General features: G+C 43.7%; 22 protein-coding genes. 6 read left to right on the forward strand and 16 right to left on the reverse strand.

Going from position 1 to position 26,610, the window contains the following annotated elements; genetic code table 11:
- The first annotated feature begins 109 nt into the window (after positions 1–109).
- The 4 genes from DK188_RS11125 to trxA all read left to right on the forward strand — a co-directional run bounded on the left by DK188_RS11125 (position 110) and on the right by trxA (position 4,621).
- Positions 110–2,806, forward strand: a complete 2,697-nt coding sequence (locus DK188_RS11125) for a BamA/OMP85 family outer membrane protein (RefSeq protein ID WP_111670889.1) — start codon at positions 110–112, stop codon at positions 2,804–2,806.
- A 90-nt stretch (positions 2,807–2,896) separates the two neighbouring features.
- Positions 2,897–3,427 (forward strand): OmpH family outer membrane protein, encoded by a 531-nt coding sequence (locus tag DK188_RS11130; RefSeq protein WP_111670890.1) that lies wholly within the window; start codon positions 2,897–2,899, stop codon positions 3,425–3,427.
- 194 nt (positions 3,428–3,621) lie between these two features.
- The gene (locus DK188_RS11135) at positions 3,622–4,179 is read left to right on the forward strand and encodes an OmpH family outer membrane protein (protein WP_111670891.1); all 558 of its coding nucleotides are present in this window, start codon (positions 3,622–3,624) and stop codon (positions 4,177–4,179) included.
- Positions 4,180–4,315: 136 nt separating this feature from the next.
- The gene (gene trxA, locus DK188_RS11140; RefSeq protein ID WP_111670892.1) at positions 4,316–4,621 is read left to right on the forward strand and encodes a thioredoxin; all 306 of its coding nucleotides are present in this window, start codon (positions 4,316–4,318) and stop codon (positions 4,619–4,621) included.
- Positions 4,622–4,654: 33 nt separating this feature from the next.
- Here trxA and DK188_RS21805 read toward each other — a convergent pair whose 3' ends face one another.
- The 8 genes from DK188_RS21805 to DK188_RS11180 form a co-directional block, all read right to left on the reverse strand.
- Positions 4,655–6,295 carry a pseudouridine synthase gene (locus DK188_RS21805; protein ID WP_111670893.1) on the reverse strand — a complete coding sequence of 547 codons (1,641 nt, stop codon included), beginning with the start codon at positions 6,293–6,295 and terminating at the stop codon, positions 4,655–4,657.
- Positions 6,296–6,415: 120 nt separating this feature from the next.
- Positions 6,416–7,234: an N-acetylmuramic acid 6-phosphate etherase gene (gene murQ / locus DK188_RS11150; RefSeq protein WP_111670894.1), complete on the reverse strand. Its 819-nt coding sequence runs from the start codon at positions 7,232–7,234 to the stop codon at positions 6,416–6,418.
- Positions 7,235–7,337: 103 nt separating this feature from the next.
- Positions 7,338–8,180, reverse strand: coding sequence for an N-acetylglucosamine kinase (locus DK188_RS21470; RefSeq protein WP_157963221.1), 843 nt, complete (start codon positions 8,178–8,180; stop codon positions 7,338–7,340).
- A 1-nt stretch (position 8,181) separates the two neighbouring features.
- Entirely contained in the window at positions 8,182–8,409 is a 228-nt protein-coding gene (locus DK188_RS11160; RefSeq protein ID WP_111670895.1) for a cytochrome b5 domain-containing protein, read from the reverse strand.
- Complete coding sequence (locus DK188_RS11165) at positions 8,409–9,560, reverse strand: formimidoylglutamase (protein WP_111670896.1); 1,152 nt, start codon at positions 9,558–9,560, stop codon at positions 8,409–8,411. The genes DK188_RS11160 and DK188_RS11165 overlap by 1 nt, the downstream gene beginning before the upstream one ends.
- A gap of 192 nt (positions 9,561–9,752) precedes the next feature.
- Entirely contained in the window at positions 9,753–11,054 is a 1,302-nt protein-coding gene (gene nqrF / locus DK188_RS11170) for an NADH:ubiquinone reductase (Na(+)-transporting) subunit F (protein WP_111670897.1), read from the reverse strand.
- A gap of 134 nt (positions 11,055–11,188) precedes the next feature.
- Positions 11,189–12,031, reverse strand: coding sequence for an acetyl-CoA carboxylase, carboxyltransferase subunit beta (gene accD, locus DK188_RS11175; RefSeq protein WP_111670898.1), 843 nt, complete (start codon positions 12,029–12,031; stop codon positions 11,189–11,191).
- Positions 12,032–12,230: 199 nt separating this feature from the next.
- Positions 12,231–12,788: a protein N-terminal glutamine amidohydrolase gene (locus tag DK188_RS11180; RefSeq protein WP_111670899.1), complete on the reverse strand. Its 558-nt coding sequence runs from the start codon at positions 12,786–12,788 to the stop codon at positions 12,231–12,233.
- A 163-nt stretch (positions 12,789–12,951) separates the two neighbouring features.
- Here DK188_RS11180 and DK188_RS11185 point away from each other — a divergent pair, with 163 nt between their 5' ends.
- Positions 12,952–14,583 carry a carbon starvation CstA family protein gene (locus DK188_RS11185; RefSeq protein ID WP_111670900.1) on the forward strand — a complete coding sequence of 544 codons (1,632 nt, stop codon included), beginning with the start codon at positions 12,952–12,954 and terminating at the stop codon, positions 14,581–14,583.
- A gap of 13 nt (positions 14,584–14,596) precedes the next feature.
- Here the strand turns inward: DK188_RS11185 and DK188_RS11190 are convergent, their stop codons facing one another.
- The 8 genes from DK188_RS11190 to DK188_RS11230 form a co-directional block, all read right to left on the reverse strand.
- Positions 14,597–15,742: a DUF3179 domain-containing (seleno)protein gene (locus tag DK188_RS11190; protein ID WP_111670901.1), complete on the reverse strand. Its 1,146-nt coding sequence runs from the start codon at positions 15,740–15,742 to the stop codon at positions 14,597–14,599.
- A gap of 134 nt (positions 15,743–15,876) precedes the next feature.
- Complete coding sequence (locus DK188_RS11195; RefSeq protein ID WP_111670902.1) at positions 15,877–16,986, reverse strand: transporter; 1,110 nt, start codon at positions 16,984–16,986, stop codon at positions 15,877–15,879.
- Positions 16,987–17,009: 23 nt separating this feature from the next.
- Positions 17,010–18,548 carry a phosphatase PAP2 family protein gene (locus tag DK188_RS11200; RefSeq protein WP_111670903.1) on the reverse strand — a complete coding sequence of 513 codons (1,539 nt, stop codon included), beginning with the start codon at positions 18,546–18,548 and terminating at the stop codon, positions 17,010–17,012.
- A 13-nt stretch (positions 18,549–18,561) separates the two neighbouring features.
- Positions 18,562–19,497 carry a transporter gene (locus DK188_RS11205; RefSeq protein ID WP_111670904.1) on the reverse strand — a complete coding sequence of 312 codons (936 nt, stop codon included), beginning with the start codon at positions 19,495–19,497 and terminating at the stop codon, positions 18,562–18,564.
- A 141-nt stretch (positions 19,498–19,638) separates the two neighbouring features.
- Entirely contained in the window at positions 19,639–20,184 is a 546-nt protein-coding gene (locus DK188_RS11210) for a hypothetical protein (protein ID WP_198673004.1), read from the reverse strand.
- A 382-nt stretch (positions 20,185–20,566) separates the two neighbouring features.
- Positions 20,567–23,473: a translation initiation factor IF-2 gene (gene infB, locus DK188_RS11220; RefSeq protein ID WP_111670905.1), complete on the reverse strand. Its 2,907-nt coding sequence runs from the start codon at positions 23,471–23,473 to the stop codon at positions 20,567–20,569.
- A gap of 60 nt (positions 23,474–23,533) precedes the next feature.
- Positions 23,534–24,778, reverse strand: a complete 1,245-nt coding sequence (nusA, locus tag DK188_RS11225) for a transcription termination factor NusA (RefSeq protein WP_111670906.1) — start codon at positions 24,776–24,778, stop codon at positions 23,534–23,536.
- A gap of 5 nt (positions 24,779–24,783) precedes the next feature.
- Positions 24,784–25,257 carry a ribosome maturation factor RimP gene (locus DK188_RS11230; protein WP_111670972.1) on the reverse strand — a complete coding sequence of 158 codons (474 nt, stop codon included), beginning with the start codon at positions 25,255–25,257 and terminating at the stop codon, positions 24,784–24,786.
- Positions 25,258–25,577: 320 nt separating this feature from the next.
- On the opposite strand from DK188_RS11230, the gene DK188_RS11235 reads away from it, so the two are divergent.
- Positions 25,578–26,606, forward strand: a complete 1,029-nt coding sequence (locus DK188_RS11235; protein ID WP_092731786.1) for a rod shape-determining protein — start codon at positions 25,578–25,580, stop codon at positions 26,604–26,606.
- The last annotated feature ends 4 nt before the right edge of the window (positions 26,607–26,610 follow it).

The raw sequence follows: 26,610 nt of genomic DNA on the forward strand, positions 1-26,610 counted from the left end.
TGAAATCGAGCAGGACTGATATGACCCTAAAAGGATCGATAGAAGCCATGTGAGATTCCACCTGCCTGCCGGCGAGCAGGTATGGCCTAATAGGTCAAATTTTAATACTATGAAAAGAAGTTTATTGATTCTGCTGTTATTGATAGTGTCGGGTTCGGCATTTTCCCAGATCCGTCTGGGCCAAAGCCGGTATGCATCCACCAAACCTATTGATATTCTGGAGTTGAATTACGCCAAGCCCCAGAAATACAGAATTGCTGAAATCAAAGCAATGGGATTGACCACGCTCGATGAAATTGCGATAATTTCCCTATCCGGACTGAAAGTAGATGACCGCATAGAGGTCCCAGGTGAATCCATTTCCAATGCATTGAAAAAACTATGGAGACAGGGAATCATCGGAGACGTGAAAATCCTTGTCACCAAGATTGAAGGCGAAGATATCTATCTCTTACTTGACCTGACCGAGCGTCCGAGGTTCTCAAATGTAGAGTTCAATGGAATCAACAAAACTCAAGAAAGCGAACTCCGAGACAAAGTCAACATCCGCGGCCGGGTAGTTCGTGACGATGTACTCAACACTGCCAAAAGAAATATTGAAAAATATTACTTGGACAAAGGCTATCTCAATACCGACGTCAAAATCTACCAAGACCGGGACACCACGCTTCCTAACAGTGTCAAGCTGAGATTTGATATCAACATCAATTCCAAAGTCCAGATCAATGAAATCAAATTTTACGGCAACGATGAAATCTCTGATGGCGCATTGAAAGGGAAAATGAAAAAAACCAAGGAGCACGCTCGGGTGGCCATTTTCAGGGATGTCTATACTCGAATCACCGAGGCAGATGCGGCTAGCATAAAAAATTCACTGCTCCACACGGACTCTGCTTCTCAGGAGGATGCGAAGAGCTACATCAACAAAAATTTCAAACTCAATTTTTTCAACGGATCGAAGTATATCCCCAAAGAATACAGAAACGACAAAGACAATGTGATCAACTTCTACAACAGTCGAGGCTTTCGTGATGCGAAAATTCAGAATGATTCGGTCTACAATTTCTCTGACGACAAAATCAATATCGACATCGAAGTAGAAGAGGGTAGAAAATATTTCTACAGAAACATCACCTTTACAGGCAATTACATCCATCCAAGCACAGTGCTAATGGCTAAGCTCGGGATTCAAAAAGGTGACGTCTATGACAAAGAAAAACTGGACAAGAGACTCAACTACGATCCACAAAAAGGAGATGATGTCAGTTCTCTTTACCAGGATAATGGCTATTTGTTTTTCTCCATCGATCCTGTAGAAGTAAACGTGGTTGGGGATTCTATCGATCTGGAGATGCGGATATTCGAAGGCCCTCAAGTCACGGTAAACAGTGTCAATATCAAAGGCAACGAAAGGACCTCTGACCATGTGGTGATGCGGGAAATCCGAATTCTCCCGGGTCAAAAGTTCAACAGAAGTGCCTTGGTACGTACCATTCGAGAACTTTCCACTTTGGGCTATTTTGATCCAGAGAAGATCAACCCGGATCTCAGACCCAACTTTGAAGCTGCTACAGTAGACATTACCTTCGAACTCGAAGAGCGGCCAAATGACCAAATTGAGCTATCCGGAGGTTGGGGAGGTTTCTACGGTTTCGTAGGTACTGTCGGTCTGGTATTCAATAATTTCTCAGTCAAAAATATTGGTGACTTTAGTAAATGGGATCCACTCCCTGTAGGTGATGGTCAGAAGCTATCCCTGCGGGTTCAGGCTAACGGAAGAACTTTCCAGAATTATTCAATCTCACTAACTGAGCCTTGGTTTGGGGGAAGAAAGCCAAATGCATTGAGTTTCTCTTTCAACCATTCCGTACAGCGTCAGGTAGACTTCTTCAATCAGAATAATCTGGGAAATGAATTGGGCTTCTTCAAAATCACGGGTGTCACACTTGGCTTGGCCAAGCGAGTGACTTGGCCTGATGATTACTTCAGCATCAGTAATTCCCTGCAGTTCCAAAACTATGAATTCGATGAATTCGGTACTTCATTCGGTCTGAGTTATCCAACTGGGAACTCAAAAAGTATCACCTGGAATACTACCGTCGCCAGAAACAACGTAGACAATACCATCTATCCAAGACTGGGATCGAATATCATGCTATCCGCAGAATTCACTCCACCTTATGCATCATTGAACAAAGACATTTCTTCAGAATCTGATGACCAGGATAAATACCAGTGGCTGGAATACCACAAGTGGATGTTCGATGCTTCTTTCTATACCCCAATTCTCGGGTCTAGCAAATGGGTAGCAAGTGCTCGAGCGCACATGGGCTTTTTAGGTTCCTATGGAAATAAGATCGGGATTATTCCACTTGAGCGTTTCGTAATGGGTGGTGATGGGATGACCTTCAATAACTTTGCCCTTGGGCAAGAAATCATAGGCCTAAGAGGGTACGAAAATCAATCGATCACACCAGGTAGAGAGACAAGAGGTTCTGACAATCCTGATCCTTACGGAGGAGTCGTGTACAATAAATTTGTTACGGAAGTGCGATTCTTGGTTTCCCCTAATCCTTCTGCTACAATCTTCCTTTTGGCATTTGCCGAGGCAGGAAACAATTGGGGCTCGTACAAGGATTTCAATCCCTATGACCTCAAGAAGTCGGCTGGATTCGGAGCTCGTATCTTCATGCCTGCCTTTGGTCTATTGGGAGTGGATTGGGGATATGGATTTGATCCGATCCCAGGGTCATTGCAGCGAAGCGGACCACAATTCCACTTTACAATTGGTCAGCAATTCAGATAATCTTGAATTCAGATGTTCGTTTAGTTAATTTATGCAAAAATTAATGCCTAGTTTTTCCCGAATTAAGCCAAGTGAAATCTGAACCGAGACATGAATAAATCGCTGAAAATTGTACTTTTGCTGCTCTTTCTGATCCAAGGTGGCTCATTAACAGCTCAAAAGATCGGATATATTGATTCAGAATACATACTGAACAAGCATCCGGACTATAAAGTAATCCAAGAGCAGCTGGACCAATTGGGAAATGATTGGAAGAAAGAGGCACAAAGATTGGATCAAGAAATTAAAGAACTTACTACTCAGCTAAAGGCCGAGGAGGTTTTATTGACAGAAGAGATGTACCAGCAACGGCTGAATGAAATCAAGGCAAAGCAAAAAGCTTCGCAGGAATTCAACAGCCGCATCTTTGGTATCGACGGAATGTATTATCAAAAGCAGGCAGAACTGCTCCAACCCTTACAGTCCAAGATCTACGAAGCTATTGAGCGGGTGTCAAGAAGAAATAATCTAGGTTTCTTATTTGACAAGGCAGCTGGTCCATCAGCCATCATCTATACAGATCCAAGACATGACTACTCTGAGTTTGTCCTGGAAGAATTGGGAATTGAAGACAACAATTAAATACAAACAACAAATGATGAAATGCTCATGATAAAGCCTTCTCAAAAAGGGCATGAATAGTTAGGGCATTTCATCTGACCACAAAAAAACAACTAATAAACAGATGAAATCGAGCAGGTCTCCGAATATCACTCTTCGAAATATCTAGATACTGCAAGATTCCAAAGTACCATTCAAAAACAAATTTTATGAATATGAAAGTAAAAGTTATCCTATCCGCAGTGGCATTGCTATTCCTAGGATTTACAGCTCAAGCCCAAGAAGTGAAAATCGGCTACACGAGCGTCGAGTTTATCATGGATCTGATGCCAGAAATGGAGCAAATCGGAGCTGATATTCAAGATTACCAGACTCAACTGCAAACCAACATCCAAACCAAGGCTGCAGACTTCCAGAGACAGGTACAGGCCTACCAGCAAGCTGCTCCGACTATGACTGAAGAAGCTAGAGCTGCCAAAGAAGCAGAATTGACAAAACTTCAAAATGATCTTCAGAAATATGAGCAGGATGCACAGGTTTCCTATCAGCGTAAATTGGGTGAATTGCTTGAGCCAGTTCAGACCAAAGTGATCAATGCGATCAATGCCGTAGCTGCTGAAAATAACTACACGCACATCTTCGCAGAGACAGCTGGACAATCCCCAGTTTTGCTTTACACCAAAGAAGAAGACAAATTCACTGAATTGGTAGTCGCTAAGCTTGGCTTAACCATGCCAACTCGACCTGCAGGAGCTGCTCCTAGCGGAAACTAATTCCAGAAATTTTATCGAATTTTAAAGGCTGCCTTTCTACAAGGGCAGCCTTTTCTTCGTAGAAGGGTATTGAATTCATGGTTAGTTCTTTATTTTCTTTCTTATCCTTTAACTTTTCACCATTATCATTTTAACCATGCCCAAGAAGAACCCAAAAGATATCATTTCCAAAAGTCAGGATGCGGTTTTGGTTGATTTCTACGCAGACTGGTGCGGACCTTGCCAAACCATGAATCCGGTTTTGGAGGAGGTTTTGGCTGAACTGGATGGAAAGATCAAACTGCTCAAGCTCAATGTGGACAAGCATCCCCAGCTTTCCCAGCAGTTTGCCGTCCGATCTATTCCGCATTACATTTTATTCAAGCGAGGAAAAATTCTCTGGAGAAAAGGCGGGATGATTACCAAAAGAGAATTATTGCAACAGTTGAAAGCATTCACATAAAAAAGGCTCCAATTTGGAGCCTTTTTAAGTTTATTAGGTAAAGTACTTGAGTCGAATCACTTCCTGCTCAGTAAGAAACCGATAGTGTCCTCGCTTTAGGTCTTTTTTATCCAATCCAGCATACATCACACGATCCAGCGCAGTGACTTCATATCCTAAGTGTGCAAATAGTCTTCTTACGATCCGATTTCTACCGACGTGGATTTCCAGACCGATTATCGTTCTGTCTAGCGATAATACTTGCATATCATCAACTTTCACATCACCATCTTCCAAAGTCAATCCTTCACGGATTTCGATCTCATGGTTATGAGTCAATGGCTTATCGATAGTCACTTGATAGATCTTTTTGACCTCATTGGATGGGTGAGATAGCTTAGCGGTCAATTCACCATCATTGGTAAAAAGTAGGAGTCCAGTCGTATTCCGATCCAGTCTACCTACTGGGAAGATTCGCTCCTCACAGGCATTACCTACCAGATTCATCACCGTCTTACGCTCCATGGGATCATCGGTGGTTGTGATGAAATCTTTAGGCTTATTCAAAAGGACATAGACAGGCTTCTCAGGATTGATTTTCTTACCCTGATAGATCACGCGGTCAGATTTTTTGACTTTATATCCCATCTCGGTAATCACTTGCCCATTTACAGTGATCAGTCCTCTAGCTATCAAATCATCCGCTTCTCTTCTTCCACAGATACCCGAATTTGAAATGTATTTGTTAAGCCTGAGCGAGTCGGAATCTTCTTTACCTTTTACCTTTCGCGCAGGAAGTGCATCAAAGTTATAATCAGGTCGCTCGATATCCAGAGGCTGACGATTGGGTCTATTTTTTCCAAAACCCCGCTTTTCAGCTGGCTTCTCTTCGTTAAACTTAGGTTGCTCGGGAGCAAACACAGGTTTTTGATCCCGTCCTCTACCCTTGTAGACTAGACGCTCAGTGTGTTCCTTTGGAGTCTGGTCCTCGGAAAAATCTTTTTTGAAGAAGGGCTTCTCCACTCGTGGAGCTGATTCATTCCCAAATTTTCGCTCTTCAGAATCCCGCTTTGGATAGCGGTCTAGCTTGTCTCCGTATGTTTTCTTTGGTATGTCCGAACCTTCGCGCTTTTCAAACTTCTTTGGTCCAAATCCTGGTTTTTTGAAATTGTCCGGCTTGTCTCCAAAAGACTTCTTGGGGAAATCTGATCCTTCTCTTTTGTCAAATTTCTTTTTGAAGCCCTCGCCTTTGTCAAATCGCTTCTCTGAATATGGCTTTCGGTCAAAATCTCCAGAGCTGGATTTTCCAAACCCTGATTTCTCATTGCCCTTTTCATCAGAATTAAAGAACCTTCCCTTTGGCTTGTCGCCATACGATGGCTTTGAATCTGACCTGTAATCTGGCTTACTGCCAAAAGATTTCTTTCCGTAGGAATCGTCCTTTTTACCGTAGGTAGACTTAGAGTCATCACGCTTACTATACGAGGGTTTGCTAAATGAATCGTCTTTTTTACCAAAGGAAGATTTGCCAAAGGAATCATCCTTTTTTCCAAAAGATTTGCCTTTGGAAGAGAATTTTCCTTCTCCTTTGTCAAAGCGGGATCCGCCTGCTGAAAAATCAGATTTTCCGGATGATTTGGAAGAATCGTTGCGGTCGTCGTTAAAAAACGGCTTTCTTGAATTGTTTTTTTTCATAGTATGCAGCATCACTGCTGTAGTTTGTGGTGAAGAATAAGCAGCTGGATTTCAAACGCTTATTTGGGCTGCAAAGATACGCTAAAAGCATTTATAATCAGCATCCTTTCCAACTATTCACTACAATTGACCCTTGTTTTTGTAATAAAATTCTGTTGCATTTCGGACAGAACCCTCAGAAATCAATAAATCATTCGCAGACTGATAGTCCAAGCCTGTTGCTTCCATTATCATCTTTGTTCCCCGATCTACGAGTTTGGCATTGGACAGCTGCATATCGACCATTTTATTTCCTTTCACTCTGCCCAGCCGGATCATCACAGCGGTAGAGATCATATTGAGCACCAACTTCTGAGCAGTGCCTGATTTCATGCGTGTACTTCCAGTGACAAACTCAGGTCCAACGATCACCTCAATAGGATATTCCACCTCCCTCGCCAAAAGCGAATCAGCATTGCAGGTGATGCAGGCGGTAAGTAATCCTTTTTGCCGGGCAGTCTTTACACCTCCGATGACATAGGGGGTGGAGCCAGAGGCTGCGATTCCGATCACTGTATCTAGCGCCGAGAACCCATATTCCTGAATGTCTTTCCAGGCCATCTCCGGATCATCCTCCGCATTTTCTACGGCCTTTCGGATGGCAGCATCGCCACCGGCTATCAAACCGATCACCCAATCATGAGGCACTCCGTAGGTAGGTGGACATTCGGATGCATCCAGAATCCCCAGCCTTCCGCTTGTCCCAGCACCAATGTAAAACAATCGCCCTCCCTCTCTCATTCGAGGGACTATCTGGTCAACCAATGCAGCAATCACTTCAATTTTTGCTTTGACAGCAGGAGCTACTTTGTGGTCTTCGGCATTGATATGCTGAAGAAGCTCGATGCTGTCCATTTGATCCAGATTTTCATAATTGGAACTGCTTTCGGTGGTTTTCATAGGTATCTTTTTTTTTAAAAAGCCTCCTGTTTATTGGCTTACAAAATCAGGCTTGGCTGGTATTCGGGTTAGTTTCAGACCTTTTTCCAGCTCAATTTAAGGTTTAAAGTAATTCTTGATGGTACAATGTCAACCCTGCAATCGGACTCTCGATGATAATATTGACCTGAATTCCAACGTCCGCAGCAGCTTTTCTTAGGATATCACTGTTGTAGTAGGCGATAGACCCAACAAAATTTGCTGGCTTGTTTTGATAGTCGGAATATTTGAAAATATGCTTCTTAAAAAAATCCATGAAGGATTTGTAGTAAAGCCCATAGCAATAGGGATCCGCCTTGTTTTCAGTGATAAATCGACAAAAGCTCGCCATATATCGACTGGGAAAGGGTTGCCTATAAACATGATCCTGGATGATGTTCTGAGTGATGTGGAAGCGATCAATGGCCGCTTTGCGGATGTGTTCTGGCATTTCGTCATGGATAAAATCTACCAGAAATTGCCTACCCACGTAGCATCCACCTCCCTCATCCCCTAAGATGTAGCCTGCAGCAGGCCGGGTGGCTATGATGTCTTTGCCATCGTAATCGCAACTGTTGGACCCAGTACCAAGAATACAAGCGATACCTGCATGATGGCCACAGGTAGCATGAGCAGCTGCAGCTAGATCATGATCGACGTGAATCGAAGCCTGATGAAAAATTGTACCTAAGGCGGATGATACCTCCGCCTTACGATCCGGCGCAGAACAGCCCGCACCATAAAAGTAAATTTCCTCTATCTCGGATTCCAAATTGATTAGAAAATCATGGCGCATCTGAATCGCCATCTCTTCAGAAGTCATGTAATAGGGATTGAAACCTACGCCGCGATGCTGACTGATCTTCCCATCTTTGTGAATTACTCTCCAGTCCGTCTTACTGGAACCACTATCTGCAATTAATATCATATTAGGTAAGTTGGCCAATGGCCTGAAACTTTTCAAATACTTTTTCGGTGTGAGGAGCATCGGCCAGTTCATTGGTCAAATCCTGCCCTGCCCAATGCTCATAGTGCATCCCTTTTTTCCAAAGTCTTGAACTGCTCACATCGTAAATCAACCCTTTATACGCCACCCAAATTTCAGGCTTGTCCTGCCCATTTCTCAAAGCAAGTTGTTGCCTGGTATAAGTCTTCATCAATACAATTTGATCTGGGCATTGATCCAACGTTCGGGAATCTCGCCTTTTTGCGCGAGCTGATAATCGGAATAGCTGCATGGAACCGTGCTCACCCGGTCAAATCGTTCTGTCTCATTTTGGGGGATTTCCATCCACCACTTGCCACTTCTTTTACTCTTGTAGAAAACAAGTGTATTTGGCTTGGTGTCCAGAGATACAGTGTATTTAATGTAATCCGCGCTCTTGAAGGAAAGGCTGTCCTTTCTAGAGTAAAATCCTTCGATGAAATACCAGATCATCACTGCGGCTACTTTTGCAGATTTGTTATTGGCATCATCATAATACGGATCATAGCCATAAAGTCCGATCGAACTCAGCTTCTCATTCATGCCGGCAAACCAAAAAATCTGACAAGCCTCCTCTGCCGTCAAGCCAAAAGGCTGGGCATCCACAGCACCGGGTGCATCCGCAGACTGTATGGCACAAAGATCAAAACTCAACAAGTCCGCGTCACGGATCAGCGGCTCTATTTCCTTAAAATTATCGCGAACCTGTCCCAGTCTTACATGGTCAAAGTAAAGTTTCTCCATGACATTGATCAATGTAGGATCCACCAAAAAACTCTGATAGGCGAGATGAGTATACGAGAAAAGGAAATTCGGCTGGTGGAGAACAATCTCTTGGGTATGTCGGTCATCCTCTGGCCCTGATTCCTCCATGTCCACCTTGGCATCAATAGTGACCAAACTGACCAGTTTTTTCATTTTTTGATAAGACAAATACTGACCGTAGTCCAGATCGTGGGATCCACCAAAGAACACCGGCAAAATCTGCTGCTTCATCAGCGCATCGCCTACCTGCCGGATATGCTGGTACGTATCATTCAATGTCGCACCGGATATCAAGTCTCCCAAGTCAGCAATCCGATAGGGCACAAGACTCTTCTTCAATGAATATAGCTTTTCCCGGATCTCTGAACTTCCTCTTTCGATACTTTCGGATTGCTTGGCGCCACGAGTTTCCTTGATTCCTACGAGTGCAATCTGAATTCCTTTTAGGTCTGGGAAATTCTCACCATGGACATGTATTTGATGGAAAAATGAGTTATCAGGATATTTTTTTTCTAGTAGAAAGTCTGCTACAGGTTCAAAAAGGGAATGAATATTCATGGATTTTTATTTTGCATTTGGTGGACCTCATTTCCCCGTCGCCAAACAGGTAGACTCTCGCTAGGCCTCTAGTCATCCCCGTTTGTGATGCTTGAGTATAGATCCAATTCATGGGGCCGGAATTGAACTTAAAAATAATCAAAAAAGGCACTAAACTAAAAAATCCCGCCGAAGCGGGATCTTTTTTAACTATTAACCTCCGAAATCATCAAATCGGATATTTTCTTTTGGTATACCCAAATCATCAAGAAGCTTCAGTACTGCAGCATTCATCAATGGAGGTCCGCAGAGGTAGTATTCAATTTCATCTGGCTCAGGGTGATTCTTCAGATAATTATCAAACAATACCTGATGGATAAATCCAACGTAACCATCACCTTCGTCATCCAAAGACTTCTTCACATTCCAATTATCTTCTGGAAGAGGTTCAGATAAACCGATGTAAAACTTAAAGTTAGGGAAGTCCTTTTCAATATCTCTGAAGTGAGGTACGTAGAACAACTCTTTCTTAGAACGACCACCATACCAATAGGAAACTTTGCGATGTGTCTTCTCCGTGTGGAACAAGTGGAAAATATGGGATCTCAAGGGAGCCATGCCTGCACCACCACCGATGTAGATCATCTCTCTCTCGGTAGGATTAATGTGGAATTCACCATAAGGCCCAGAAATCGTTACGACATCACCTGGCTTTCTTCCAAACACGTATGAGGAGCAGACTCCAGGATTTACATCCATCCAGCGGTTATTTGCACGATCCCAAGGTGGAGTAGCTATACGGATAGTCAACATGACGATGTTTCCTTCTGCAGGGTGGTTAGCCATGGAATATGCTCTGAATAGCGGCTCGTCATTTTTCATGACCAAGCTCCAAAGTCCAAACTTGTCCCAATCGCTTTTATAAACGTCTGCAGGGTGACCCAGCTCAGGATGCGGAGTGATGTCCATATCCTTGAAGTTGACTGTGATTGCAGGAACGTCTACCTGAATGTATCCTCCGGATTCGAAATGAAGTGTTTCACCTTCTGGCAATTTCACCTTGAATTCTTTGATAAAAGTAGAAACGTTGTAGTTGGAAACTACCTCGCAATCCCACTTTTTAATTCCAAAAATTTCTTCAGGAACTCGGATTTTCATGTCCTGCTTCACCTTCACTTGGCATGCAAGTCTGACGTTACCTTGCTGTTCGGCACGGCTTAAGTGTCCAACCTCTGTAGGCAAAACATCACCTCCACCATCTTCTACCACACACTTACACATGGCGCATGTACCTCCGCCACCGCAGGCTGAAGGAAGAAAAATCTTCTGACCGCCTAATGTCGAAAGTAAACTTGTGCCCGCTGAGGCTACAATTGGATTACTCTCATCTCCATTGATGACAATCTTCACATCTCCAGAATTCACCAGCTTAGACTGAGCAAACAGGAGGATAAATACCAGTAGCAAAATAATTATCGTAAATGCTACAATGGAAGTAATAATTACAGAACCCATGAAATCTTGGTTTTACTTATTCGTATGGATTGAACCCCTATTGGGTGCACAAATATATTTATTAATCCAGAAAACAGGCCAACTAGGCATTCAAATTTGGCTTGATTCCAGAGGTATTTTGTTGTGATAACTGATTAATTGTTCAGGAGGTTTAGCAAAGTGGTCAATCGTGTTTTCAACTGCCGTCTATCGATGATGAAATCAAGAAATCCGTGTTCCAACACAAACTCTGAGCTTTGGAAACCTTTGGGAAGATCCTTACCGATAGTCTCTCTAATCACTCTTGGCCCAGCGAATCCGATCAAAGCCTCAGGTTCGGCGATATTAAAATCACCCAACATGGCATAGGAAGCAGTCACACCTCCTGTAGTAGGATCGGTCATAAGGGAAATATAAGGAATGGCGGCCTGATCCAAGAGCGCGAGTTTGGCAGATGTTTTTGCCATCTGCATCAGGGAAAATCCGGCTTCCATCATTCTGGCACCTCCTGATTTGGAAATCATCAGAAAAGGTACTTTGTGTTTCAGCGAGTGATCGATTGCTCTGGCTATCTTCTCTCCGACCACCGAACCCATAGATCCACCTATGAAATTGAAATCCATACAAGCGACGACGATCTCTAGGCCATTCATTTTGCCATGGGCGGTACGAACTGCGTCATTGAGTTCGGTTTTTTTGATTGTAGCGTCTATTCTGGAAGAGTAAGGTTTGGTATCGGTAAAATTCAAAGGATCTCCGGAGGTCATTTTAGCATCCAGTTCAGTGAATTTATTCCCGTCAAAAAGGATCTCAAAATATTCCTTGGATCCGATTTTCACATGAAAATCATCATCAGGACAGACGAAAGCATTGTTTTTCAGCTCCCTAGTGTGAATGATATTTCCATTTGGTGTTTTAAACCAAAGTCCATCGGGAGCATCTTTCTTTTCTGCAGTAGAGGTTTTGATGCCTTTGTCAGTTCTTTTAAACCAAGCCATAGAGAATTGTTAAATCAAGTTTTTGACAAGTCAAAGGACGCAAATTTAGGCCGATTATCCATTAAATAAAACCTTACCCGGTCTCTGTTCAATTATTACTTTTTAAAACATACGTACAATTTGATCCCCAAACTAGGGTGTCAAAGCAGGAAAAGTTAGACTCTAATTAAAGCCAATTAGTTGATTTTCAGCTATAAAATCAATCTCGAGTACTGAGCAAGGTTACCAAGGCAATCATTTCCTCGAGGCTGTAAATTCGCTCTCTGCTGGATTGAGAAAAATCCATTAATGCCGGTAATGGAAGATCTCCATTTTGACCGATGCTTGGCCAGTGAGGGGGAGGAGAAAGCCAATTTCCATCCTTATCTCTCATGTGACTTCTGTCTGAAACGAAGGAATTCAAGTAATCGCTGGCATCCAAAGCCTTGAAGCAAGGCAATAGATCCTCAGAAAAATTTAAAGTTTCACCAAAGGTCAGACGCATGTATTCCAAGCCCGAGACGGGGACAGGCAAGGTAGAATCAAAATCATAAACCAAAGTTGATCCGGATTTTGAGGCCAATAAAATCACATGGTAATTCCACCAGACAGTCTCGTAATTATTGATCGATTTCTGAAATCTAAAAGGGCAATAACTCCGGCTATTCGATACAATAAGCACTTTTTTAGAAAAATCAGCCAAAGCCGGATTTTTGCACAAGTGCCAGATATTTTCTTCGCAAAAATTGGCGGAATATTTGAATTCTTTTATTTCCATTGGTCCCTGCAAAAGTAGCACGCTTCGCTATCAAATAGATTGAATTCCATTTATTTAGTTTTTCTGCTTAGCTTAAAAATCCGTGAACTGCTGTACTTTTTATTGAAAAGATTCCGAATTTCAATTTCTGATTACTTTCAGCCCACCATTTGCCCTGTAACCTATGAGTCTTGCTCTTCTGCTCCTGATATCCGCTCTTGTACTTTTTGCTGCCTACCGATTTTACGGAAACTTTGTATATAAAAAATTTGGTCTGGACGACTCCAAAAAAGCCCCTTCCCATTTACTGCGTGATGGTGTCGACTATGAACCCAGCAAACCAATAGTAGTACTTGGACATCACTTTGCTTCCATTGCTGGTGCTGGTCCCATTGTGGGGCCAATCATTGCGGTGACTTTCGGGTGGATCCCAGCGGTGATCTGGATTTTAGTCGGGGGAATCTTTTTTGGTGCAGTGCATGATTTGGGCAGTATGGCTGCCTCTTTGAGAACTGATGGAAAATCAATCGGAGTCATCATCCGAAATCAAATTGGACCAAAAGGAAAGCAACTTTTTGTGATTTTCAGCTTTTCCACATTGATTCTCGTCATCGGGGTATTTTCAGATATCATCGCTAAAACCTTCATTGCTAATCCAGGTGTAGCATCTGCCTCCATTCTATTTATCCTATTAGCGGTGGCATTTGGCTTTGTCAACAGATTGGTAGGTTCGAGCAAACTTGCCTTTGTCCTGCTCACAATCGTAGGTGTAGTTTTGATGTACTATTTCGTCTATTTAGGTACTCAGCTTCCATTTGTCATGGATTACAATTTTTGGATCCTGGCGTTATTGGGTTATGCATTTCTGGCCTCTGTCACACCTGTCAGCTTGCTGCTTCAGCCCCGTGATTACCTGAATAGCTACCTGCTCTATGGAATGATGATCGCGGCAGTGGTGGGGGTTTTCATTGCCAATCCCCAAATAGAGATGAGTTCTCAGATCCAGACCTCTAGTGAAAATCTGGGCTATATGTTTCCTGTTTTGTTTGTCACTATCGCCTGCGGCGCCATTTCCGGATTTCATTCGCTTGTGGCATCAGGCACTACCTCGAAGCAACTGGATAAAGTCAGTGATGCCAAAGTGGTGGGGTTTGGGGGTATGCTGATCGAATCATTTTTGGCCATTATCTCCGTAGGTGCAGTAGCTGTGCTTACTCGGGAGGAATACGCTGGAAGGCTGGGAACCGAAGGACCCGTGGCACTTTTTTCTAATGGTATTGGAGGAATGATTTCCACACTTGGCATTTCTGAATCATTTGCTATCGGCTTTGTGGCCTTAACCGTTTCCGCATTTGCTTTGACTACTTTGGATACATGTACCCGACTTGCCAGATTTACTTTGCAGGAATATTTTGAGGATATGCCACAGCCTGCGGCCAAAGTCCTTGCCACGAATCGATACTTATCTACAGGCGTAGTGGTTGTCCTTTCGATTCTGCTTTTGGCTTCCGGTGAATTCAGTACACTTTGGCCGATCTTCGGATCAGCCAATCAGCTTCTGGCAGCATTAGCCTTGTTGACGATTGCTGTATGGCTGATTCGTAAGAAAATACCCGCCACTTTCGTGATGATTCCGATGTTTTTCATGTTTACAGTGACACTGGCATCGTTGGGCCTGTTTGCTTGGAAGAATTTTCATGAAAAAGGTTATGTGCTCGCAGTCATTGCAGCCCTGCTTTTTGTGTTGGCGATTTCGTTGATTTTCTTAGCCTTTCAAAGTCTGAAAAATGAGGCCAATGCGCCTGTAAAAGCCTAAGTTGATTGGTCTATTAAAGGCTGTCGGTTTCTGGCCGGAATGTTCTCCAACTGTGCCAGAATTCCTGATAGGCTTTGAGACGCTTAAGATCGGTCTGGGATGGGTCCAGTGATTTTCCGGTGAAAGTATAGGGGGATGCATCCAGATAGAGGGTGTCTCCTGTCCAACGATACGACTTGGTGTCCGACGGGATTTCAAACACCACAAAGCTTTGGGTATCCTGATTTAATAGAATTACAATCTCCTGATCTGCAACTTGATCTCGAATGGACCCTTGTTCTTTTAGCTTGTTCCAATCGTAGGCTTTCGCTCCGCCAGCCAAGTCCACTCCTACTACCCACGACTTATTCTTCCACGAGAAGGGATCTGTCCCAGTAAGCTGGCTTTCGCTTTTTCCTTTTTCAAATTTCCCCAATGAATCATATTTCGAAAGAAAATGGGGATCCGGAGCCATGATTTTTCCCTCGGGATAGGCTTTAAAAAAAGCTCCAGCAGTCAATTGGATGGACTCAATTTCTGCTAGTTTTTTACCCTTTACATCTCCGGTAATTGCTTCTCCGGTAGCCTGTTGCCACCAACTGCCAGTTTCTGAATCCTCAAACATGGCATTAAAATGATCCATACCCACCAGTCTGAATGCATTGACTTTCCCATCCACAACCGGAGAGAATACCCGGCCAGTCCTGCAAACTGAGCAATAGGTCACCATCACTGGATCTCCACCCAAGGAATCCCGTACTTGATGGTGATAGACAATATAGCGAATTGGGTAGGCCTTGGCTTCTCCCCCATTTTCGATGGCGACTACCAAAGTACTGTCACTCTCCTCAAAGGTGTCCCTGGAAAGAAAACTGAGCGCTTTAGGTTCCTGAAACATTGCATCAGCAGCCAGTTTGAAATTAAAGACTCCTGCTATGGCCACTGCTGTAATCATACCTAAAGCTGGAAGCCATTTATTTGAAGTAGAAAATGCTGGCGCCAAACTAACAACAATCATCAGTAATGAAACAATCCGAAAAACCCATCGGAATTCGTGCAGGAAGTAGGCGAAGTCGATGGAATTCCATTGCTGGCTTCCCGGCATAGGCATAATGAAATAAACCTTCAGAAATTCGAAGAGGACTAAAAGAACCAAACCCAAGTAGAAGAGGACTTTCATGGTCGAATTATCTCATTTAGAGTAAATACTGGATATATCTTCTGGTAAATCAGTGTTTTGAAAGACTAGTCTGACGACACCTTGTAGATAAAAAAACAAGCCCAGTGGCAGCATTGCCATTGGGCTTGTTGGGATCAAAGAGAATTAAAGACTGCTGGAGCTTTTTTGGGAATTCTCCAAGCCAATGAAACATTGATCAAGTAATCTGCAAAAGCAGCGTCGCCATGAACTTCCCTGTCTGGGGTTGTATTTTCAATATCTGTCAGACTTTGGGTTCTGTTTCGATATAAAGGCACCGGCACATTAACTGTGGCAGTCATTGAACCAATCATGTAACTGACTCCCGGCTCTATTGAAATGACATACCCAGGCCTACGAAATCCTTCACTATTCCCAATAATATCCCGGACAGGCACTCCCTCTGCTCTCCCTCCTAACAAAACGCCAAGCCCGTGAATTTTCGGGATATTTTGAAACACCCCGGCTCTAAAACCAAACTGGTCCGCTACACTCATGATGGCTTCATTTTCACGACTTCGGTTGGTTTCAGTCCCGTTGGTATTCTTAGGATTAAACATATAGAACCCACTGTAATACAGAAAGGTACTCTTTCCGACACTTCGGATGCCTTGGGCATCGAGCACCAGTCCTACCCCGCCATCTCCCAACTGGATAGACTGATCCACAGGTCGAACTTCGGGCTCCCCGTTTGGCCCGACATTATAGAAAGTGCTGGTAGCAGCATAGTCACCGGTCGGTAATTTTACTCCCAGGCCAAAAGCCAAATTGCCTTTTTGTGCCTTCTCTCCAGATAATAGCCAATATCCGGCACCGATTCTCATATCCGAAAAACCACCCGAATAGGTGATGTGTCTTTCTGTCCTGCCATGTTCGTACAGTGATGAGCGCTCATTGTAGGCAAACGGCAAGGAGATTAATCCATACAAACGATCCGAGAAGGAATAGGAAATGTTTAAATCCAATCCATAGGACCAGTTGATTACCTCAGTTTCATTTTCTAATCGTTCAGGCTCTTCATGTGAGCCCCGAAAATGTCTAAAGGACTTGAACTGTCGGTAATTGGCGCTGATATTCCATTCTCCTTTTTGTAGAAGATTGCCTTGTCCGACTGAATTTCCGATTCCAGAAAATTGCCTAATTGCCACACAACCTTGTGCAAGCGAGTCATTATCCAGACTTGCTGTCACTAATAAAAGGGTAAGTAGGGATATGAATTTTTTCATGATTTCGCGTTCTTGATAATTTATTAATTGTCAGAACCATCCGCTTTAGCGCGATTGATTGTGTATTGGGCTACATTTCTGCCCTGTTGGGTGCCAATAATGGCATCAAAACTCCAATGGATTCCCCCATAAACTCTGGAGATCGCCGCTTCTTCTGCCCATTCCCTTACCAATTCAGCCTCCTGAGGAAATACATAAGCCAACACCTCAGCTCCAGCTGCAGAAAACACCGAATGGCCCGAGGTATAGGCGGGAAAATTTGGGGTACCCGCGATAGTCTCAAAACCCTCTATCAATTGAATGGGTCTAGGATAATGGTAATAGTATTTGGCATCCCAGCAACTGATTCCTCCGTCCATGATGGCCATATTCATGTAGGCTAGAGTTCTGGCGGATCTCAGGGTATTTAATTTGTATTTGATTATAAAGCGATTGGCAAAGTCATTCCAATGTCCCGGAGGAGTGTAGGTGCCCAGTCCGTCCTGCCAGAAATTGGCAATCCGTCTTCGCTCTACGGTTCTGTTTTTCGCATAGTCTTGCAATAGTTTGACATCTGCATCATATTCCGCCGAGCCAGGAGTTGGAGGTGCTATCGGACGAGTAGCTTCTACATTAGGGACATTCCATAGTTTCACTTTCCCAAACAAGGGGGTCAATCCGACAGGTCGTTGTGGGGACTCCAGATTTACCCATTTCCAGCCAAATCGTTCAAATGCAGCATTGGCAATCGAATCAGACACTGCCTTGGAAGTTTGTGCATTTTTCATCCCGTCATTTGCAGCTCTCGACAGGGCTAGCGTAGCGATTTCGACACCGATTTGTGCCCCTGCATCCAAGTCACTTTTTACAAATTCACCGGAAAGGAACAAGCTCTCCAAATGCTCTTTTTCTTTTTGCTCCAAATAATCTGCTTCCAGCGGAAACATTGCGGTGAGAATCCTTCTGGAACTGCTGGCAATCACTGCTCCATCCGATGGGTACGCGGGAAGGTCTTGAATCGGATAGGCATTTGGAATACTAGCGTCCACCAAAAAAGCAGCAGGTCGGTTATGTTGAAATTTGTGATGCCAAGCTGCAACCAATCCGTCAAACTGTGCCACTGACAAATAGGCTAAAGCCCTACTAGCATAGGGGGGATGTGCAAAGGGAAAAGCAGGAGGTCCCTCAGGATTAGCCGGATTTGGGAGTGTGTAGCTTCCGTCCGGATTTGGACCAGGAATCAAATTGTACTTCGCAATTAATTCTAGGGCGATTTCATTCCACCTTACCACCGGATTATTGGTCCATTTCTCCAGATTTTTCCGCTGGGAGGAGGTCATATTTTGAATGGCAGTTTTTACTTCTGCCAGTTCAGCTTGATATTCAGCAGAACTTGTTTCTGTAGGAACAGGAATCTCTATTGCGGCTCCCGCAGGAATCAAGATCGGTTGCCAATTTCCACCATTCTCATCTAAAGAGGCAAATTCATAATTGTCGAAGGCCAGTTCTGTTTGAAGGTCTTTGTTGCAAGAAGCCAAACTTAAAAGGAAGGCTGATGCTATATATAGTAATCGTTTATTCATCGGAAAGTATTTTTCAGTTGAAAAGCTTGAATTGATAGGTTACACCCAGACCGAAACTGGTCATCTTTGGAGCATTTTTACCAGAAACAATCTGATTGAATGAAGCCAAAACCCCCAATCCTTTGATATTCTGAAAATAGTAATGGGCAAAGGCGCTAGCTCTTCCCATATTTACCTGATTGGTGGGTTGGGGAGCATTGTACAATCGGATATCATCCCCTGAGGTGGAATATTGTGAGCCGTAGCCAAGTTCTACCCTGAGTTTATTTTCAAAAAACCATTTTCCAAGAATCAGATCGAGATTCCATGAACTGGGCACATCCATCCACGGTGTAAAATAGCTTCCATCATTGTAGTAGTATTCCCGCTCTGCTTCTGTGTATCCTTTCCAGATGTATGCACCAACCCCTCTGACATAAATTCCATTTTTCCATTTGTAGTTGAGGATTCCTCGCCATGCCAATTGAGGAGCGCCAAGGCCTAAAGAATAGGGCTGGTAGTCTGAAAGGTAATTGGAAGCAGGGGTTGAAAAATTTAGGGAAGCAAAGGCGGAAAATTCGCCCGTATCGGATTGTCTTTTGATAAGTTCATATTTCAATCCAATGGAAAGATCCTGGATCCCTGAGGTCCCGGCAAATTTCCCCCCGTTTGGCCGGGTGGAATTGGAGGAAACGTAGGGTAAGCCCAAGTAGACATTTAGCTTTTTTGTTATCCCATAGGCTGCCATCAGCATGGCAGTTCTACGCTGAACCGTTTCAATAGTAGCATTGGTTCGGAGGTTAGTCCCTTCCCAGTACTCATCAAATTGACCGTATTCAAAATTGCCCAGGAAACAAATTTCCTTTGTGGGCATCATGAGTTCATCCATTGGAGATTGAGCCCACGAGCGAATTGGAAGTCCCAAAAAGAGCATAAATAGCCCGATCCGGAACTTTGTATTTAAGTTCATAAGAATAAAATTGATAGTGAATTAAGGGAATAGCTCAAATTCATAAATCCCATTCAAATGGATTAATGGTCTGAGCAGTGAGTACACATACCCCTATCGAAACTATTGTCCCGGGTACGTATATCTCAGCAAAAAAAGAAATTAGGATACCTGAGGAGGCGGTGAGTCTAGCGTGAAATACGGACTCATGTAAGCTGAAAAAATAAACCCAATCTTATCGTCTACGCTGGTATTAGCGAATAATTCAATCTGATATATTTCTGGCTCGAGGTAATCTTTTGCAAAAAGCTTCAGCTGGATCTTACCGTTCTGATCTCCTGGCAGTTCATCCTCCGTCAGGAAAGATATCCAGCTTTTCACTGTAGATTCCAGCACCTTACGTGCAGTATCCGGAACATATACTACTTGAAGTGTATCGTTCTGATACCGTTGTTTAATGGCACGGAAATACTTTCCATCCTTTTCAAATCGGGTATTGGTAGCCTGAAATTCCTCCTGATTGGACATGTAGGGCGCAGCGAGTGGAATTTCCAAAAGCCGCTCTTCAAGGCTGCCAAGCTGGTCTCCATAGATCTTATCTTTCCAGCTGCTTTCCAATGTATACTGGTAGGAATAATAGAACGCATAGTAGCCAAAATGGTACATGGCAAAGCAAATCAAAAGTGCTATGGCTACGGCTTTTCTCAAGTGGTTTATTGCTAATGACCTGAAAGTTGATTTAAAAATCTGAAAAAAGGAAGTTTCTTCCATAAAATTATCAAAGCCAAAACAAAAGGTTGTCTTTTTTATAATCAATAAAATTTTATTTCAAAGACGCATGAAATTCTTCAGTAAAAACCACGCCAAAAAGCTAATAAAAAATAATAATCCATAAATCCGAAGCACTTTTATCCTGTTAAACCGATCCAAAAACCACAAAACCCATACAGGTCGGATCAATCCTAAGACCAAACTCAGAAATGAGAGAAGCGCAACCCCCAGCAATAAAACTTGAATAGCAGCCAGCATGGCTTAAAAATAAAAAGGAACGACTGATGTCGTTCCTTTTTTACTTATAAATTCTTAAGAATTACTTTTTGCGCTTGATCTCTTTCATTTCATAGCCTTCAATTGTATCATCGATTTCGATGTTGTTGAAGTTTTTGATAGAGATACCACATTCGTAACCTGCTTTCACTTCAGCTACATCATCTTTGAATCGCTTCAGTTGATCGATCTCACCTTCGTGGATTACAATACCGCCTCTGATGACGCGGATCTTGTTCTTTCTGGTGATAAAACCGTCAGTCACATACGAACCTGCGACAGTTCCGACTTTCGTAATTTTGAAGACTTCCCGGACGATGATATTACCGGTGATGACTTCTTCGAATTCCGGCTCAAGCATTCCTTCGATTGCATCCTTGATCTGATTGATCGCATCGTAGATGATGGAGTAGTGTCGGATTTCGATTTCTTCCTGCTCGGCAAGTTTCTTAGCATTGGAAGAAGGTCTTACCTGGAATCCGATGATGATTGCATCAGAAGCTGAGGCGAGCAATACGTCTGATTCGGATATTTGACCCACACCCTTGTGGATGATGGATACTTTCACTTCATCCTTAGACAGTTTCAGCAAGGAATCAGATAGTGCTTCCACCGATCCATCCACGTCACCTTTGATGATGATGTTGAGCTCCTTGAAGCTACCGATTGCCAATCGACGACCGATTTCATCAAGTGTGATATGCTTCTTGGTTCGTAAGCTTTGCTCCCGTTGAATCTGCTCTCTGGAGTTGGCGATTTCTCTGGCTTCACGCTCAGTGTCGTACACTTTGATTGTATCACCTGCTTGAGGTGCACCACTAAGGCCTAATACCTGAACTGGAGTAGAAGGTCCAGCCTCTTTAAGCTTTTTGCCTTTATGGTCAAACATCGCTTTCACACGGCCATAGTGTTGGCCGGCAAGCATGATATCTCCGATTCTCAATGTACCTGCCTGTACCATGATGGTAGCGACATAGCCACGTCCTTTATCCAAGGAAGCTTCTACCACCGTACCTACAGCGTTTTTATTTGGGTTGGCTTTAAGCTCAAGGATTTCCGCCTCAAGCAGGACTTTTTCCAACAGCTCATCAATCCCGAAGCCCGTTTTGGCAGAGATGTCCTGAGATTGGTATTTTCCTCCCCATTCTTCTACTAGCAAGTTTAGATTGGCAAGTTCTTCTTTGATTTTTGCAGGATTTGCATTAGGCTTATCCACTTTATTGATGGCAAAAATCATAGGAACGCCTCCCATTTGGGCGTGATTGATTGCTTCTTTGGTCTGCGGCATGATGCTGTCATCCGCTGCAATCACAATGATGGCCAAGTCAGTGATTTTGGCACCTCGGGCACGCATCGCCGTGAAGGCCTCGTGACCCGGAGTATCAAGGAATGCAATTTTATGACCTGTCTGAGTCATTACATCATACGCTCCGATATGTTGGGTAATCCCACCGGCCTCTTCTGAAGTGACTTTGGCCATTCGGATATAATCCAAGAGGGAGGTTTTACCGTGATCGACGTGACCCATAATAGTGACAATCGGTGCACGTTCTATCAAATCTTCTGCCTCGTCCGGAGTTTCTTCCACCATTTCGTCTTCGATAGACTTGGTGAATTCTACATCATAGCCAAACTCATCCGCGATAATCGTAATCGCTTCTGCATCCAGTCGTTGATTGATCGAAACAAACATCCCCAATGACATACAGGTGGAAATGATCTGATTGACAGACACATCCAATAGCGAAGCCAAATCGTTTGCTGAGATAAACTCGGTTACTTTGAGGATTTTTGCTTCTTCTCCTTCTACTTCGACTTCTCGGTCTCTATCGGCCCGCTTGTCTCTTCTGGATTTTGATTTACCGGAACCAGGTTTTGTACCCTGAAGTCTGGCAAGCGTCTGCTTGATCTGATCCTGAATTTCCTTAGGAGTAGGTTCTGCTTTTTGAACCCGTTGTTGAGGAGATCCACCGCGTTGGGCGTTGCCACCGCCAGGTCTTTGGTTAGCAGGTCTTGGCGCTCCACGCTGGTCTTGAGCAGGTCTAGGCCCACCGGCCTGACCTCCTCCTTGTCCAGGAGCTCCTGGTTTATCGATTCGTTTCCTAGGTCGTTTCTTATCCCGGTTTCTTTCATCCGAAGATGCCACAGGTCCACCTTTTTTCTTAGGTCGGTCTACTGGCAATTCGATTTTGCCAAGTACTGTCAATCCCTTGAGCGAATCGGCTTTTGCGGAGATCAATTGTTCCGGTGCTTCTTCTTCCTTAGGCTGAACAACAGGAGCTTTGGGTGCTTCTACAGGAGGTGCAGGAGCGACAGGCTTTGGTGCTTGCTGTACAGGTTTTGGTCCTTGCGGATTAGGTCTGTTTTGCTGCTGATTGCCTTTAGGGTGTTGTCCCGGACGCTGGTCTGGCCGATTCTGCGGCTGGTTTTGCTGCTGATACGGATTAGGTTTGCGCTGCTCCTGGGGTCTTTCACCTCGGGGTGCAGGTGCTGGCTGAGGTGTAGACGCTGGTTTTTTGTCCAGGTCAATTTTTCCCAAAATTTTAATTCCTTCCAGCTTGGGAGCTTCAGGAGCTACTTTTTCAGGCTCAGGCTGTGGAGCTGGAGCTGCTGCAACAGGAGGAACAGGGGTACTTTCGGCAGGTTTTGGTTCTTCCTTATGAACCGGTGCAGGGCTTGGCTCGGGGGCTTTTTCCTGCTTTGGTGTTTCAGGTTCGAGCGAAATAGGCTCGTGACGCTTTCCTATTGATAAGTGGGAAGCTTCCTCTTTATCAAGGGCAGAGGATTTGAACTCCTTCTCCAACATAGCCACTTGTTCCATGGATATTTTGGAATTGGGATTGTTCTCCACCTCAAAGCCCTTTTTAGCCATTGACTCCACGATGGTTGCCGTACCCACGTTGAGTTTTCTAGCTATTTGGCCTAAACGCATCATTTTCTCTTCTGACATAAGCAAAAACCGCTTTTCGAAATTCTATATAATATTAGGTAATCTGGGGAAATCCCCGTGTTATTGTTCAAATTCTTGTCTGAGGATTCTGAAAATCTCATCGATTGTCTCTTCCTCCAATTCTGTCCGTCTGGTCAAATCCTCTTTGGTCAAAGCCAAAACGCTCTTTGCTGTATCCAGTCCGGTCTTTTTCAACTCATCTATAATCCAACCGTCGATCTCATCAACGAATTCGCTCAAATCCACGTCTTCGTCGTCGTATTCGTTGAGTTCACGGAATACATCGATCTCATATCCTACCAATCGGCTTGCCAATTTGATATTGAAACCGCCTTTTCCTATGGCAAGGGATACTTGATCTGGTTTAAGAAACACTGAAATTCGCTTCCTGTCCTGATCCACTGTGATGGAGGATACCTTGGCAGGGCTGAGTGCTCGGGTGACGTAGAGATCAAGATTTTCAGTGTAATTGATTACATCAATGTTCTCATTTTGCAATTCCCGCACAACTGCGTGAATTCGGGATCCTTTCATTCCTACACAAGCGCCTACAGGATCGATTCGGTCGTCGTAAGATTCCACAGCGACTTTGGCTCTTTCTCCAGGCTCTCGGACGATTTTTACAATGGTGATCAAGCCATCGTATACTTCCGGAACTTCATTTTCAAACAATCGCTCCAAGAATACCGGAGAGGTTCTTGAAAGGATAATCTTTGGATTGCCATTGTTCATGTCTACCCGATGTACGATTGCTTTGACGGTATCTCCTTTTCTGAATCGGTCTTTCGGGATTTGTTCCCCTTTCGGTAGGATCAATTCATTGCCATCTCCATCGATCAACAAAATCTCACGTCCCAAGATTTGATATACCTCGGCAGATACTATCTCACCGACTTGCTCTTCGTACTTGTTGTACAGAATATCTTTCTCTAAGTCTTTGATTCGCTGGATCAATGTCTGACGGGCCATTTGGACTGCTCTCCTGCCAAACTCTTCCAATTCGATCTTTTCGTACACTTCTTCTCCGATTTCAAAATCAGGCTCGATCTTCCGGGCTTCAGTGAAACTAATCTTGTCAAAATCCCAAATATCTTCGGAGTTGTCGTCTACGATTTCCCGAATACGGAAAATCTCAAGATCTCCTTTGTCAGCATTGATCGTGACGTCAAAGTTTTCGTCAGTTTCAAACTTTTTACGGATCATGGCTCTGAACACATCTTCCAGAATACGGATCATGGTAGGTCGATCCACATTTTTAGATCTCGCAAACTCTGCGAAAGATTCTATTAAGATTTTGGCATCCATTTGAGTTATTTAAATGATACTTGTACGATAGATTTCTTAATTTCCGCAAAAGGAACAAGCACCTCTTCTTCGGTTGCTTTTTTACCTTTTTCCTTTTTCTTTACCAACAGCTTTGCTTTCTCCTCATCGAGTTCAAGTAGTTTTCCAATCAAATCTGTTCCAGACGTGAGCGTCAATTTGAGCTCCCGGCCGATGTTTTTTTGATACTGTCTCAGACTACTGAGTGGAAAATCCACCCCGGGAGAAGAAACTTCCAGCACATAGGCTTCTTCGATCATTTCATTTTCTTCCAATTCTCCAGAAACTTTCCGGCTTAGCCTGGCACAGGCATCGATCGTGACCCCTTGATCTGCATCAAGAAGGATCAAAACCTTGGTTTTTCCTGCTATTTCCTCCAGTTTGATGTCCACCACAAAGTGCGATTCATCCGGAAGATGCTTCGCTACAAGCTCTGTGATCACTTTTCTAAGTTCGGCCATGTGATTGAATAATGAAAGAGGGGACTTGTTGTCCCCTCCAGAAACTTTCGAATACGGTGCAAAAGTAATATAAAGAATTTCGAATTGCAAAGCAGGAGCCTCTAATCCAGATTACAAAGAATATTTTCTAGGAGGAAAACTTAAAAAACTACAGAACCTGATATGAAATAATTCATTTAAGCTAACCAAACAAAAAAATGGGCTTTATCTGAGTTTTGTCGATTTAAGATAATAATTTTGCCGACCCACGTTTAAAATCGGTGCCTAGGCACTACCTTAAACTCCAAACTCCAACTCGAAGCCAATCAATCAGTATTAAAATGGGATTATTTGATTTTTTCTCTAGTGATATAGCCATTGATTTGGGTACTGCAAATACCCTGATCATTCATAAGGATAAAATTGTCGTCGATGAGCCCTCTATCATCGCCATCGACAAGACCAATAACCGTGTGCTAGCCGTCGGCCGTGAGGCGATGAACATGCATGAAAAAACACATGAGAACATCAAAACCATCCGTCCACTGAAAGACGGAGTGATTGCAGACTTCTATGCAGCTGAGCAGATGATCCGAGGGTTGATCAAAATGATCCCCGGTCAGAAAAAAGGCTTGTTTCCCCAATCCCACCGCATGGTAATCTGTATTCCATCGGGTATTACCGAGGTGGAGAAGCGAGCCGTCCGTGACTCCGCTGAGCATGCCGGTGCCAAGGAAGTTTACATGATCTATGAACCGATAGCCGCAGCGATAGGTATCGGTATCGACATCGAGAAACCAATGGGATCTATGATTGTCGATATCGGAGGAGGTACGACTGAGATTGCATTGATAGCTCTATCCGGTATCGTGGCCGATCAGTCTATCCGCGTGGCAGGGGATACCTTTACCAAGGACATTTTGGACTACATGCGCCGACAGCACAACTTGCTGATCGGAGAGCGGTCTGCAGAAAAAGTAAAAATAGCTATCGGATCAGCTCTGACTGAGCTAGACGACGCGCCAGACGATTACGAAATCAGAGGAAGAGACCTGATGACTGGTATTCCAAAGGTGATTAAAGTGTCCTATTCTGAGATTGCATTTGCTTTGGATAAATCAGTTTCGAAAATTGAAGAAGCAGTACTTAAGGCCTTGGAGATTGCTCCACCGGAACTGTCTGCCGATATCTATGACAATGGAATCCACCTCACAGGTGGTGGTGCGCTATTGAAAGGGCTTGACAAGAGACTTCACCAAAAAACCAAACTTCCGATTCATATCGCCGAAGATCCGCTGAGAGCAGTGGTAAGAGGTACAGGCACTGCCCTGAAAAACATTCAAAACTTCCGAACCGTCCTGATGACTTAAACGC

The sequence above is a fragment of the Algoriphagus litoralis genome (assembly GCF_003259255.1).
Classification (GTDB): Bacteria; Bacteroidota; Bacteroidia; order Cytophagales; family Cyclobacteriaceae; genus Algoriphagus; species Algoriphagus litoralis.